The organism is Ruminococcus bromii (assembly GCF_002834225.1).
Taxonomy (GTDB): Bacteria; Bacillota; Clostridia; order Oscillospirales; family Acutalibacteraceae; genus Ruminococcoides; species Ruminococcoides bromii.
On record NZ_NNSR01000067.1, the window covers coordinates 1 to 14,891 of the forward strand.

Below are 14,891 nucleotides of genomic sequence, written 5' to 3' on the forward strand. Positions count from 1 at the left end.
AATATTATGGTCGCAGTAATTGATGCATTTTACTACAAAGTTATTATCTTTAATTTGCGATGAAAGAATAATAAATACTTTACCTTTATCATTAGAACTAACACAAGACTCTATTGCGTTATCAATTATATTGGTAAACAATCTACAGAGATCTGTGTTTTTGACATTGATGTTATTCGGAACATTCAAGTTGCTTGAAAACTCAATATGATTTGCTTTTATGGTGTCATATTTGTTAATCATAATAATATTGACTAATTCATTGTCACAGAATTTTCTGATTTTGTTGTTCTCAAGAGTTTCGGTCAAATCTTGGATAATTGCGTTTGCTCGTTCACTATTATTATCATTGTTATCATTAACCATAGCTTTTACAACTGTAATCATATTACTGATATCGTGATTCATTTTTCTTGTTTCGGCAATACTTACTTTCATTTTGTTGTAGTATTCAAGTTCTAGTTCGTTCTTTAAATTAGAAAGTTCGAGTGCTTCTTTTAAATCGTGATTTTCAGAATTTACAAGCAAAACTTTGTAAAGTGCGATGTCACATATAACCATACATATGATTGTTGCAATGACAAAAATCCAAAGTATGATATTTGCACTTGTCAGTTCAAAGTTGTTATTGTTATATACGGAAATGGCGATTGCCGAACTGCACATAAGCTGTGAAACTATGATAATATCAAATTGCCACATTCTTGATGAATAATTTTTGTGCTTAAGATTTTTATCAAAAATTTTTTGCATATTAAAAGTAAAATCCAAAGAACAAGAATAGCCACAACATTGCTGAGTACATTTGCAACTTTATCGTCACGCAATGAAAATCCCATAAAAGTAAATAACGCCATAACCGAAAGCTCTGTTATACACATTGAAGCAATGAACAGAACATAGGCTATTGTTTTCTGAGAGATTTTATCGCTGAAACAAGTGAAAAATGTTACGGCAATCACTCCAAATAAAACAATAGGTTTAAATGGATTAGCATTAAATTCCTCGTTTGTTCTGGATAAAAAAGAAATAATCATTGTAAAAACAAAGAACATTCCCATTATAATTTTGTAAATAGGTTTGTCCTTTTTTAATGTAAGCAGTTGCAGTGGATACTGAAGAAAAGTAGCAGTTGTAATTAAGTCTAATATAGTTGCAAAAACAAGTAACATTGTTTATCCTCCGAAATTCATAAGATATAAATTTTTAGCATTTTTAGCGTAAGAATCGCTTATCGGAATAATAGCTCCGTTTGTCAAAGTAAATTGCCCTGATTGATAAGAGGCAATATAATTTGCGTTTACAATATAGCTCTGGTGGCATCTTGCGAAATATTCGGGCAACTCCTTTGGAAAATCAGAAAGTTTTTTGTAGCAACGATAGATTTTGTCGTCGGTGATAATTTCACAAACTCGTTTAGAACTTTGGATGTATAGGATACTGTCAATCGGAATCAGGTGTTCTTTAAAATCATAGGAAATTTTTAATTTTGCAGTTTTTTTCTTATATTCATTTTCAGCCTGTTTAATGAAAAAGTTCAGAATGTTGTACTGAATCGGTTTTTCAAGAAATCCCTGTGGAGTAATATGCTCATAAATATTTTCATAGTACACATTTCCATAGCCTGTTATAAAAATAATTTTTATGTTAGATTGATCTTTTTGAATATCTTCCGCAAGAAAAATTCCGTTGTCATCTTTGAGAACAATGTCAATAATCAACAAATCAATATTTTCTGAATGTATTACATTCAGAGCCTCTTCTCTGTTAATAGAAACAAATACTTCGTGTTTAAACTTATTTTTTATGTATTCTGCAATGCTATTTGCAATTGAAAAATCATCATCACAAACCAATATGTTCATATTTAATTCCCCCTAATTAGCCCATATTGTGAAAGTTTCACTTAAACTTATGCAATCAGTATATCATAATTTGTATAAAAACGAAAGAATTTATTTACTTTTGTAGAATTATGTAAAAAACAGGCGACTTGATGTAACTTTTCGGGATAGTAAAACAATTGGTAGTATTGTATAATTATCTTATTAAATATGCAAGCTTTTTACATACTATGTCATTTTGGAGGAGATTAAATGAGAAGATTATTAAAAAGTTTTACAGCCTTTTCAGTTATTGCAATGTTACTATTTAGCTTTTGCATATCTGTTGGTGCGGTAGAGGAAACACATAATTCGCAAGATGGCTTAGTTGCTTCTATCACGACCAAAAAAGACAGCTATCAATCAAACGAAGATATTGACCTAACATTTAAAGTTACCAATACCAATGATTTTGATGTTGAAAATGTATCTTTGGAAGCAATTATTCCGGATGGCTTAACGCTGAAAAAAGGAGATAATACCAGTATAAATACTGTGTCATTAGCTTCCGGTGAAAGTTTAGAACTTACATTGACAGTTGTAAAAGAAAGTTCTGTAATTGTAGTTCCGATAGAAACAACAAATCCAAACACAGAACAACCAACTGAAACAAAGCCGTTATCAACAGAAAATACAACAACTGTACAAACCGAAAGTGTACAGGCTACAACTACAAAAGCTAATTCAGCTGTTTCAACTGCTTCTGATTTCAACAACACAAACGGCTCTGACAATTCTTCAGTTAAAACAGGCAATAACACTAATTATATTCTCATAGGTTTAATTTGTTTGATTAGCTTGGCTGTTGCTGCCTTAGCTTTCAGATTTAGAAATAAAGCTGTAAAATATTTATCTCTTGCCCTTTGTGTTTGTATCTCTGTAAGTTCAATTGCTGTTGTAGGTGTGACAAATACAATGGCACAGGAAACAAATCAGGAAATGTCTTTTGATGTTTCTAAGACAATTACGGTTGAAGGCAGGGAATATGAAATATCTGCAAATGTGAAGTACAAAAATAGTCATGCTTCCCCAAATATAGATTTTGGATACTTACATTGTGAACCATCTACCTGCAATGTAGGCGAACGCACAAATGTAACATTTTTTATTGATCTTTCAAATAATGATATATCAAAAGATGATAAAATCAAATTATTTGTAGAAGAAAAATTCATTGGTGAATTAAATGATAATGGCGAAAATGGTGATGTTACACCAAATGATAAAATTTATTCTGCAACATTTTCAATGTTTTCTAATGAAAGAAAATGGGCAGGTTATTATGTAGTTATAAATAATCAAAAAAGCAATACAGAATCTTTGCAATTTTACAAACGTGCTACAGACGAAGATTTATTATTTATAGATAATTTTTATAAAGTTATAGACGACATAAAAAGTAATTATGTTATAAACAAATCTGACGAAAATAAAGCGATATATGAAATGCAACAATACTACAATGAAGTTACATCATACTTAGATAAACGTTCTGATGTTTTAGATTATTGTTTCACCGGATTCAATATTATGGTAAATTTTGATAATGGATTAACTGCAGGAATTCCCTTTGAAGATTTGACTTCCGATGTTGATGATAATAAAGAAAGAACTAAGCGGTCATTAAACATTGATTCTTATAGTAATATTAACAATACCTACAAATCAGAAATTATAACACTTGAGCCATATGCCAGTAGCATACATGCACCTGAATTTGATAATGCTGCCACTACTATTGCAAATACAAATAAAAATTATATATTCTCTACAAATTTAGATAATCAAGAAATTACATTTGAATCAATGAAAAAATTATCAAGATACGGAATGATAATACTCAATAGTCATGGCGGTAATTTTGATGATAAGGACATATATGGCAATAGATATGGATATGTCATTTCTTTATCTGATGAAGTAACACCTGAAAAAGATGAAAAATATAAAAATAGTGATGACTTATGGAAAACTATTATTCCTAATGGAGGTTACAATGGAGGTAACTATGTAATTACAGAACAATTCTTCGAAAAATACTATAATAATACTGATTTTGAGAACAGTATTATTTATTTTGGTACTTGTCATGGTGGTGATGATAACGTTAGAATTAGAAGAATTTTAAAAGATAAAGGAGCAGAAGCAGTTTTAACATATAAAAATGAAGTAATAACTACATATAATCGAAAAATGATATATGATATATCTGAAAAATTGTCAAAAGGTCATACAATAAGTGAATCCGTAAATGAAGCAAAGAAGAAAAACGGAGAATATGACCCATACATTTCTTCTAAAAACTATAATGAATTAGATTTTTTAGAAAAGGTTTGGTATAGTTTAGGATTGTATAATAATACAAATCCAGCAGAATTAATTTTAGATGGAAATAATACGTCGTTTAAGCTAATAACAAATCCTACATTAGAACAAATAAAAGGACAAGTTATTGATTCTAATACTAAACTACCAGTATCTGGTGTAAAAATATCATGTGATAAAATTGGTGTTAGTTGTACAACCGATAAAATGGGAAAATTTAGTTTTAATATTCCTGTTTTAGATACACAATATGAATTTGTTTTTTCGTACAATGGGTATTACAACACTACTGTTGTGCTTAGCAATTATCCTGAATTAGATACCATAGAGTTAACACCTAAAAAAGGTAGTATTTCGGCAAATATTATTTCATCAAATAACACTCCACTCTCAAAGGTACGCGTTGACGCATATTTGAAAGAAGAAGCAGATCTTGAATATGTCGGCAATACATATACTGATGATAACGGTAATTTTACTATGGAATTGCAGAGCGGTAGCTATGAGTTAAGATTTAATAAAGATGGTTATAAAACTGCCACTACTACTGTTAAAATTTCGAAAGATGTAATGACAGTTTTAAAAGATCCTATCGTTATGGAAACAAATGTTGATTGGAAACAATTATATATTGATTACATCAACAAAACAAATAGTGTATATGATTACAGTCTGATATATGTTAATGGTGATGATATTCCGGAACTTTGTTTGACTGGTAAATATACTATGGCTGGAGATATATTATGTTGGATTAACAATGGTTCGGTTCAAGAAGAAACAGCTTTAGGTAATTATGGTACTTCTTATATTGAGAAAGAGGGATTATTGCTTAATACAGGAGGTCGACAAGGTACATACTTTGACAAGGTATTCAGTTTTAATGGTAAAAACTTAGAATTAAAAATAGACGGAAAATCTCAAGAAGTTTTAGATGATAACTCAACTTATGATTTTATCTATTACATCAATGGTGATAAAGTAACAAAAGCTGAATACAACAATAAAATTGATTCCATCTTTGATAAATCTAAATCAATAAAGGTATCTAATAAAACATATTCTAAGGAGGAAATAATAGAAATCATCAAAAATATGTAAAATTAGCAATTCAATCCTCAAAGCGAATTCAACACGCAAGTAGATAAACAATAATTTTAAGTACATTTCTAAAATCTAATTAAATCTCAAATTGAAAAAGAAAACTTCCATTGTTTAAGACACACCTTTGCGACAAGATGTGTAGAAAGAGATTTTGAGATAAAATCGTTAAGTGTAATTCTCGTTCATTCAAGCGTAAAAATAACTCTTGACAGATATGTCCATATAACAATGTAGATGAAGCACAACAATATGTCAAAGGTGAAATTTGCTGTTTAATTCGCCGTCAAATTTGCGGTCACATATCATGCTGGTTACTGAATACATCTATATTCTTCATTCGACCTTCTTTGAGTAGATTACTCTGCGAAAATTTGCAAGGATGGTTCATTTACAGGAGAGTTTTCAGATTCTGATATGGGCATTGGAGGCGAAGATTACCCCAATGGCACAACGTATATATGTAATTTCAATGGTAAGTTTTCAACCCCAAAAAAGATTGACGAATACACATACTCTATGAAATTAACATCAATGGTTGTTGAAAACAACGAGGGAGATACATATTACGATAATGGTGTAAAGTATGTTTATTCCAAACCAAATGGGATGGATAATGCATCTGATTTTAAAATTTATTTTCCTGGCATAAAGATAAGCGATTTACCTAAGCAGGTTGTAGCGTGGTGTCCTATAGGTACAAGCGAAGCTGAAACGCTTCCTTACTATGTGATATATAATGAGGTCGGCCAAAGTGCCTTTATTGGTATTGTAAATTAAATGAAAAGGGGTTAAATATATGAAAAACAAAACAACATTAGTTCAAGGTATAATTATTTGTGCACAGGGAATTTTATTTGATGTATTTTCTTTGTATGCTGCAGTACCTTTGTTGTGCAATCTTTGGTTCGGAGATCTTTATAGCGAAGAAAAAACAATAACTATGTTCTCACTTGCAATCTGGATAGGTGTTTCAATTGGTGCTGCAATAGCAGTAAATATCGGGAAGAAAAAGATTTTTGAATATTTCACAGAGCCTTCTGAGACAATAAATCAAAGTACCTCCAATAATTGCTGTACTCCCGGTTCATCTATCTTTAGGGAAAGCAACGCTGCTGTTGCAACCCCATCAAAAGGTGAGTGGAAGTGCCCAACATGCGGAAAAATAAATTCTAATTATGTTGGTACCTGCGGATGCGGCCAGTTGAAAGAATAAGTTTTAATCATAGTTTGATTTAATATGTTATTTCCTTAAAGCTGTATTTTTATCAGCTTATAGTTATCCAAAATAAGTTTGCTAAAAGCGTAGTGATGGTTAGTTGCTACGCTTTTAGCACATTACACAAGATAAGATATGGTATCAATTTAAAATATTTTAAGGAGAATATTTATGAAGTATGAGAATTTTGAAATAGAAATAAAAAATAATAATAGGCAAAAGAAAAAAGCAATCATTATTACATTGGTAGTGATTGGTGTGCTAATATTAGTGTCAGTTGTTTTATGCCTTACAGTATTTAACAAGCCTAATAAAGAACAGCTTATGAAAGAGGGATTAACTGATTATTTTGAAATCAACGATGAAGTCGGTAATATAGAGTCTGAGTTTAAGGGGAAGAATGGCTATATTACTCGTGATAACAAAGAAAAAGCGATCAGTGCAGTTGGAGAGTATGCTAAAAAATTATTTAACAACAAGGAAATTAAGGAATACAATGTAACCAAGGGTCAATCTGTATGGATACAGTTTAACAGTGGAATTGAGTATGTTTATGTGCCTGCTGTTGATGGTATGGACTCTTCAGAGGTATCTACTTATCAGCCTTGTCTTTCAACATATGATAATGACTTGCAAAAATATTCACAAGAATGTGTTGATCAATCCGCTGAGAACATTCAGAACACATTAGAAGATTATAAGTTTACTAATAACTATGATAATTCGGATGTTGATATTGAAAATATATCAGATATTGGAAAAAATAAGGTTGTAATATGGCATGGTCACGGTGGATACAGCGAGAAAACACATTCATTTATCGCCACAGGAACAATGCTTGATAGAAATGCCTTTTTATATGATGTGGACTATTATATAAAAAACATTAGATATACTGATGAATATCTTAATGGCGAACTGATTTTTACAAATTCAGGTCATGTAGCTGTTGGATATAAATTTTTTAATAATCATTTAAGTAATATTGACGGATGTATGATTTATCTAGGAGCTTGTAGTTCAGGCGTAGATGATACTTTAGCTAAAGCATTTCTTGATAAAGGTGCGTCAACAGTTATTGGAAACCGTGGCTCGATTTGTACTACATATAATCTATCCATGATAAAGACTATATACGAGCAGATGCTATGTGATACCGGTTCTGATAATCATTACGATACAATTCAAACTGCATTGAATTTTGCCTTCGATAAAAACGGTAAATATTGTTGCGAGGAAGATAAAAGTCATCCGATAATTTTTGGTGACAATAATTTTCGCTTGTCTAATAAAGAAACAGATAAAACCTTAAATTCGAACTTTGTGTCAGGTAAATATCTGATTTGTACAGGTGAAAAATATATTTGTGCTAAAAGTGACGCTATATATTACAAAGAAAACATAACTGCGAAGGAAAAGAAAATTTCTTCGGCAGATAATGCATGTAGTTTGTTATCTGATGGAAATATCATTTACTATGTTGAAGGTTCAAGTTCAAACTCTAGCAGTGGACAGGAATATGAAAAGAAAAAAGTTTATAAAACTACTACGAAAGATGGTAAGAGTGAATATCTATTTACTTCAGAAGGAAAATGTGAACTAATTGCATGTAAAAATAATAGTTTATATTATCTGGATGTTGCTAAGAGTGGAAACGATGATTATAAATACTTATTGAAAAAGTATGATATTGGTAAGAGTTCGGTTGTAAATACGATAGCAGACTGGTCGGGTAAGGTGTCATATGATTGGGATAATATAGCTTATTGTATAGATAATACGATATTTGTTAATGAGCAAGGTTCATTGTGTCTATACAATATTGATAAAGATGAATATGCAAAGAAAATAAAATCATCTGATGGTGTAATATGTGACATTATAAAAGAAAAAATATGCTTTGAATATACTAAAAACGGTAAAAAGTATATATCTGCAGTAGATTCAAAAGGCAAAATGAAAACTTCGGCACAAGTTCCTGATAATTTTGATTTTCAAATTATGGATTACAACGGCAAATATGCTTTGTTTTTTAATACAGATCAATCAGATATGGATAAAATGTTTGACTTATATAAATTTGATTTTGAGTCAGGAAAAATTGAAACTTCACAAAATGAAGCAGGCAGATACAAAAATAAAAATTATTTTGTTACAAGAGATTTGAAAGAGCCGGAGAACATTTATTTTATGTACAATCTTGGTCTATATGATGAATCAACTAACAAAATATTAAATAAAAAACATGACGATTTTGATTTTGATATTACAAAACAAATGTGGATTGTCGATGGTTATGTAGTTGACTGGAATTTTAACACATATAAAATATATGATGAGTCTAAAGATATATCAAAAATTGAAAAGATATCTAGTGAAGAAGCTACAAAAATTGCTAATAACAAATTGGGAGGCAATCATCGAATAACTTATATTGAAACAGTTGATTTGGGCGGAAAAAGTTTTTATTTGTTAAAATGTGAAAATAAAATTGATGATGGGAATGGTAAGATGCATTATTCGCTAGATGCGTATATGGTAGTGTCTATGGATGGTAAGACAGCGAATTTGGTCGATTATGTAAATGGAAAAGTAGTGTATGTGTATTAAAGGGAGGTTAACTAAAATGAAGTATTGCGGAAAATGTGGACGAGAACTTGATAAGAATACTGGATTGTGTTCCAAGTGTGATAAATCAGGAGATTCTAAAACTAACAAAAACGGAAGAAAGAAACTCATACTAATTGTTGTTGCTGTAGTTCTTGTTTTAACAATAATAATAACTTGCTGTGTGTCTTGTGGTAAAAGTAATAGTACTGTAACGCCTGCATCAGTAGCAAATTCAAAGATAGAAATGAAACCTATCGATTATGAAAATGTTATTTTTAAGGATGGGAAACTTTTTGTAGAATCAGAGTTATTAATTACAGCAAATGATGCATACACCTATAGTGATATAGAAAATACTGTAGCAGAATACGGTGGCAAAATTGTCGGTTGTATTGAGTTTACCAATGATTATCAAATTGAGTTTGCTGACATGGATTATCTGACTCTTTTCGAAACTCAGGAGATATTACAAGGTTCGTTAGAGGATTGTGAGGTTACACTGCATAGAGTTTTTTATGAAAATGATAGTGATAAATCACCTGTATCAGAATTTGAAAAAGAAGATAAGGATGGCAACTGGTGGCGTGACGAAATAAGGATCACTGAATTGGAAGCTGATGATAACAGTTATGAAAAAGTGCGAGTGGGTATTTTTGATACGCTGTTTGATACAGATAATCCTGATCTGGAGTATGCTTTTAATGAGAATAATGTCTGGTATAATCAAGAAGATGAAGCGGATATGGGTGCACATGGAACAAATGTTGCAGGTTTTTTAGCAGCAAAAAAGGATAATGAGTATGGTATTGATGGTGTTGCAAATAATGTTGAATTTTATGCCTATGCATATCGGGGTTCAGTGCATGGATTTCATCCAAGTTCATTAATGGAGGAAAAATACTGGAATGCTAAAATGTTAGCCCAAGGAACAAAAATTATCAATATGAGTGCAGGTAACAATGAAATGCTAGTTGGAGCTCAAAGTGGAGACACTACTGCTTATGCTACATTAAAAGAGTGTTCAGATGGAATGGGAGCATTTTACAGAAAGTATATAGATGCTGGTAGCGAGTTTGTTGTGGTGAAATCAGCTGGTAATCAAAATGGATATGAGTGGATTAGGTGCGACCCTTCAAAAGAACATCCTTATGGTGTAAAAATGTACGATAAAGAAAAAGATGGAGATATTACAAGATATACCAAAATTGATGAAGACCTATTTGATGCGAAATACGATATATTAGGAGCTATTACAGATAATAAAGTAATGAATAGAATCATAATTGTTGGAAGCTCAAATAGATTAAGACAGCGTTCGTATCATTCTGTATCTGGAAGCCGAGTTGATATATATGCTCCTGGAGATAGGTTAAGAGAATTAACTAGCGATAATCCGGGTTATGGAACTTCATATGCAGCTCCGATTGTTTCCGGTACGATATCACTAATGTTGGGGATAAATCCTAATATAGAGGCAGACAAAATAAAATATCTACTGCTGTCATCGGCTACTCAACCTATAGAGGAAGAAAATTATCAAGTCGCTTATGATAGTGACAGCAATACTAAAATGTTTAAGTGTATAGTCGATACCAAAAATGCTGTTGATAGAGCTAAAAATCATACCGTTAAAGAGCAAATTAATGAGACAACAGACAATGATAACACCTATTTAATGGGACTTACTACTATATATGAAGATGGTAAGTTTGAATATAACAAAAAGGGATGTATAGTTACCATTTATAAAAACGATGTTGATGAAACACTTTACAAAGAACTTGAAACAGATGAGTTTGGCGAATTTGAAACAAAAATAGAACAGGGTAATTATATTATTGTTTCAAAAACTAAAGACGGCACTTACCAATCAGACAGACTCTTATTCTCTGTTGATAAAAATGAAGTTAAGTATTTATGTAGCCTGCCTATGTATAATACAAGTGCAAGTTTAAGTAATACCAATTTCAAGCATGATAATTATTTGGTTGAAATTGATAATATAGTATATTATGTTGATGATTTTGGACTATGGAAAAATGGAGGTACAGCAGAAGGTGAGTGCCTTCACGAATGTACTGCCACTAATATAGCTTCTAATGGTGAGGTTGTCTATTATTCGGTGTATAATAAAGAAAAATCTGCATATTGTGAAGAATATGGACAAGATGCAAAGTGGAAACAGTATGATTTATATTGTTATGATTTAAGAACTTTATCAAATCGTAAAATTACATCATTTATAGAGTGTGGTAAGCCGATAGGTGTTTATAACAATAAATTGTATTATACCGATTATCCAGATGATTTTACGGGATATGTAGTAGGTAAATCTCATAATTTGTATTCTTATGATTTAAATACAGGCGAAAAAGAGTATATATCTGAAGGCGCTTATCAACTTGAAATGTATGGAACCTCAATTTATTATCGTGATTTGGATGCCGCAATGGGTGATTCGGAACTCTATTGTTATGATATGGCAAATGGAAATGTCAAGCAAGTTACAAGCAAAGAGATAATGAATTTTTTTATTAGTGGAGATAGTTTGTTTTATTATACAAACCAATATAATTCTGAACTAGGTAGTGATAAGGAGTATCATACAAAAGTTGATTGTGAAGTTTTTAAATATAATCTTTTGGATGGATCAGTTGAAAATGTTTTAAAATTAAAAGAAAATGCCGATGTAGTTGCTATTCAGTATGTAGATGAAAATTATCTATATTATTATATAGGTGGTGCGGGATATACTAATTATAGGATGAATTTAAGTACGAAGGAAAAAAACTGCATAAAATATAAGGCTAGAGATTCAGGCTCTTTTAGAATGTCTGATGAAAGTATTTATAGTGTTCTGAAATTTGACAATTATGCTTTATATTATTCTGGCTGGGACACAGTTTATTTCTATCAAGTTAATGATAATGATAGTAGTGCAGTACCATTTAATGCGTACTACAAGGGTTATAGATTCCTTAATGTTTGTGGTGATGGTGTTTATATGTTGAAACAAACTGATGAAGGTTTTACTTATGTGATTAGATATTATTTTAATCGTGAAGCGGAAAGTTTAGTTGGTTATGGTGCATAAGGAGGTAAAGATATGCAAATAAAAAAATACTTATGTTTGATTTTGTCTGTAATTTTGTGCTTCGCTTTTATGTGTGGTTGTTCAAGTCAAGATGATAAAAATGAGATTGATTATTCAAATATAGCTGATAATGCTGAAACTCAAATTCAAATAGAAGAACCTACAAAAGAGATGACAAAATATGTGAAAAATGGTTTTTTTTCTCCTACACTTTTTCAAAGTGAGGAGATGATAACTGCTGTAGTTGAAGACGAAGAAATTTGGACAGGAGAGTTTGAATCTGAGAAAGATATTTATTTTGTAGAGTTTGCAGATTTGAACTTTGATGGACAATTAGAGTTTATTGTTACTGATAATCTTTATCCAGATGATTTTTATTTTCATGCTAATGCATATTATCTTGAGAATGGGCGATTAGTGAAAGCAACAGTGGTAAACGAATTGGATGATGAGGATGGTTATGATAACAATTATACGGCTTATTTTGATAAAGAAAGAGGGGAGTATGTAGTCATAGGAGAGAAATTCGCAAAAATTGACGAATATCATTATAAAAGTATTAAGTTTGAACTTGTTTTCGATGGAACACAGATAACAATCAAGCCTTTATTAAACAAAACTACATATTCACCAGATAATCGAAGTGACTCTGATAATATATACACATACTACGAGTATATTTCGGGTGAGTGGGTTGAAATATCTGAACATGATTACACTATCAAGTTAAGCAATTTGGAGCAAAATGATAATCGTATAGAGGTGTTTTATGGTCCTACTAAAGATAGAACTCTATATTATGATGATTATTGTGACAATCATATATATGAAAAGGAAAAAATGTTACAAGATATTATTTCCTTAATTACATATGATGTATATGAGCCAGAAGCTAAGTGAAAAAACATGTTGTACTATATTAAAATTAATTTTTTACAAGTGTTCTAAATATTTTATGCGATTTACTGTATTTGATTTAATCACTTGACAGTTGAATAAAGTTAATGTTACCATCATGTTGCTATCGAACAGATGTTTTTGATAGCAACATGATTTTTTTTGTGTATAAAAATTTAAAGACGAATAGGTATTGAGAGAATCAAGGAATACAATTGGAGGAATGGTAACTGAAATACTTGTTACTGCAAGGTGTTTAACAAATTGGCAAAAGAGTTATTAAAGCGTAGATGAATTGATTTGATAACAAAGAATCAACTCTATTATTAGAGTTGACCCGATGAAACTTATAGAAGAAGTTTTGTAAGTTGATTTAGAATATCATCATTTATCTTTAGACAGACCTGTTCTCGGTGTGACAACTTCGTTTAGTGATATAGGTTATAAAATTTTTGACCAAGATGATGTAGAAGAATACTTTTATTTTAACGGAAACACGATTTAGTTGAGTTTGGTTTAAAAAATGGTCACAGATTGTAAAAATAAGAGTATCCATAGTGATGGTTTCTTTTCGAATTTTTTGGGCATCCCATAAAATTCTGTGTAAATAATAATCCTTCAAGCAATAACAAAACAGCGGATTGCGGTGTAATCAGGCTTTCTGATTTGCCCCGTGTTAACTTTTCTTTCCTGTCTGCGGAATGTTTTATGCACGATTTGCGTGAATAACATTTTGCGGACAGGAAATTCTATTCTCGGGGGCAAATCAAGCCGGTATTCTGTCCTCAAATATTATCGATAACTGGCTCAAAACTATGTCCCAGTTTCGACATCTTTGTGTCCAGCGTTCGACAATCTTTTGCGACGCTAAATACAACATTTTGCGCAGACTGTCATCGTTTGTGAATGACGGCTTGTTCTTCGTAATCTGCCTGAACTGACGGTTCAAACCTTCGATAATATTCGTTGTATATATTATCTTCCGAACTTCGGGCGGATATGCGAAAAATGTGGATAGAATATCCCAATTTTCCTCCCAACTTTTTACGCAGGAGGGATAAGTTTTGCCCCACTTGTCCTTGAACAAAATCAGGTTGTTCATAGCCTCTTCCTCGCTGATGGCTTGATATACTTTCTTGAGGTCAGCCATCAGTTCCTTGATGTGTTTGTAGCTGACAAACCTTGTGCTTGAACGTATCTGATGAATGATGCAACGCTGGATTTGTGCGTTCGGAAAAGCCGCTTCAATAGCCTGTCTGAAACCTGTCAGACCGTCAACGCAGAACAGAAATACATCTTTAATTCCACGAGTTTTGAGTTCGTTCAACACATTCAGCCAGAATTTACTGCTCTCATTTTCGCCAATCCATATGCCGAGAATATCTTTCTGCCCATCAAGATTGATGCCCAAAACTACATATGCAGCCTTCGTGATATACTGATGATTTTCCTTGACTTTGTAATGGATTGCATCCATAAACACAAACGGATATACTGCTTCAAGAGGTCGGTTCTGCCAAGCAGTCACATCGGGCATAATCTTCTCGCTGATTTCGCTGACAAGCTCGGGAGAAATTTCTACATCATACAGATTTTTGATTCGTTCGGAAATATCACGCTGGCTCATTCCGCAGGCATAGAGCGAGAGAATTTTCTCCTCCATACCGTCTGCATTGCGGTTGTATTTGCTGATTATTTTGGGTTCGTATTCGCCGTTTCTGTCCCTCGGAACTTTGATTTCAAGCTCGCCCATCTGCGTTTT

Annotated in this window: 11 protein-coding genes; 7 read left to right on the plus strand and 4 right to left on the minus strand. The window is 31.7% G+C overall.

Features of this window, described 5'->3' with window-relative positions; genetic code table 11:
- The 3 genes from RBATCC27255_RS07095 to RBATCC27255_RS07105 form a co-directional block, all read right to left on the minus strand.
- The coding region (locus RBATCC27255_RS07095) for a GHKL domain-containing protein (RefSeq protein ID WP_169923286.1) at positions 1–702 on the minus strand (702 nt) is incomplete at its 3' end.
- Positions 678–1,172 carry a hypothetical protein gene (locus RBATCC27255_RS07100; RefSeq protein ID WP_101029355.1) on the minus strand — a complete coding sequence of 165 codons (495 nt, stop codon included), beginning with the start codon at positions 1,170–1,172 and terminating at the stop codon, positions 678–680. The genes RBATCC27255_RS07095 and RBATCC27255_RS07100, both read right to left, overlap by 25 nt.
- A 3-nt stretch (positions 1,173–1,175) precedes the next feature.
- On the minus strand, positions 1,176–1,865 hold the full coding sequence (locus RBATCC27255_RS07105; protein WP_101029356.1) for a LytR/AlgR family response regulator transcription factor: 690 nt from the start codon (positions 1,863–1,865) through the stop codon (positions 1,176–1,178).
- A gap of 231 nt (positions 1,866–2,096) precedes the next feature.
- Here RBATCC27255_RS07105 and RBATCC27255_RS07110 point away from each other — a divergent pair, with 231 nt between their 5' ends.
- The 7 genes from RBATCC27255_RS07110 to RBATCC27255_RS07140 all read left to right on the plus strand — a co-directional run bounded on the left by RBATCC27255_RS07110 (position 2,097) and on the right by RBATCC27255_RS07140 (position 13,132).
- Positions 2,097–5,309 (plus strand): carboxypeptidase-like regulatory domain-containing protein, encoded by a 3,213-nt coding sequence (locus tag RBATCC27255_RS07110; protein WP_101029357.1) that lies wholly within the window; start codon positions 2,097–2,099, stop codon positions 5,307–5,309.
- 90 nt (positions 5,310–5,399) lie between these two features.
- The gene (locus RBATCC27255_RS10775; RefSeq protein WP_242958590.1) at positions 5,400–5,546 is read left to right on the plus strand and encodes a tyrosine-type recombinase/integrase; all 147 of its coding nucleotides are present in this window, start codon (positions 5,400–5,402) and stop codon (positions 5,544–5,546) included.
- Between the two features lie 282 nt (positions 5,547–5,828).
- Complete coding sequence (locus RBATCC27255_RS07120) at positions 5,829–6,089, plus strand: hypothetical protein (protein ID WP_169923287.1); 261 nt, start codon at positions 5,829–5,831, stop codon at positions 6,087–6,089.
- Positions 6,090–6,108: 19 nt separating this feature from the next.
- On the plus strand, positions 6,109–6,525 hold the full coding sequence (locus RBATCC27255_RS07125; protein WP_101029359.1) for a hypothetical protein: 417 nt from the start codon (positions 6,109–6,111) through the stop codon (positions 6,523–6,525).
- A 174-nt stretch (positions 6,526–6,699) separates the two neighbouring features.
- Entirely contained in the window at positions 6,700–9,138 is a 2,439-nt protein-coding gene (locus RBATCC27255_RS07130; protein ID WP_101029360.1) for a PepSY domain-containing protein, read from the plus strand.
- Positions 9,139–9,154: 16 nt separating this feature from the next.
- Positions 9,155–12,232, plus strand: coding sequence for a S8 family serine peptidase (locus tag RBATCC27255_RS07135; RefSeq protein ID WP_169923288.1), 3,078 nt, complete (start codon positions 9,155–9,157; stop codon positions 12,230–12,232).
- A gap of 12 nt (positions 12,233–12,244) precedes the next feature.
- The gene (locus tag RBATCC27255_RS07140) at positions 12,245–13,132 is read left to right on the plus strand and encodes a hypothetical protein (RefSeq protein ID WP_101029362.1); all 888 of its coding nucleotides are present in this window, start codon (positions 12,245–12,247) and stop codon (positions 13,130–13,132) included.
- A 763-nt stretch (positions 13,133–13,895) separates the two neighbouring features.
- Here RBATCC27255_RS07140 and RBATCC27255_RS07145 read toward each other — a convergent pair.
- Positions 13,896–14,891, minus strand: a 996-nt coding sequence (locus tag RBATCC27255_RS07145) for an IS256 family transposase (RefSeq protein WP_101029346.1), incomplete at its 5' end; no start/stop codon positions are given.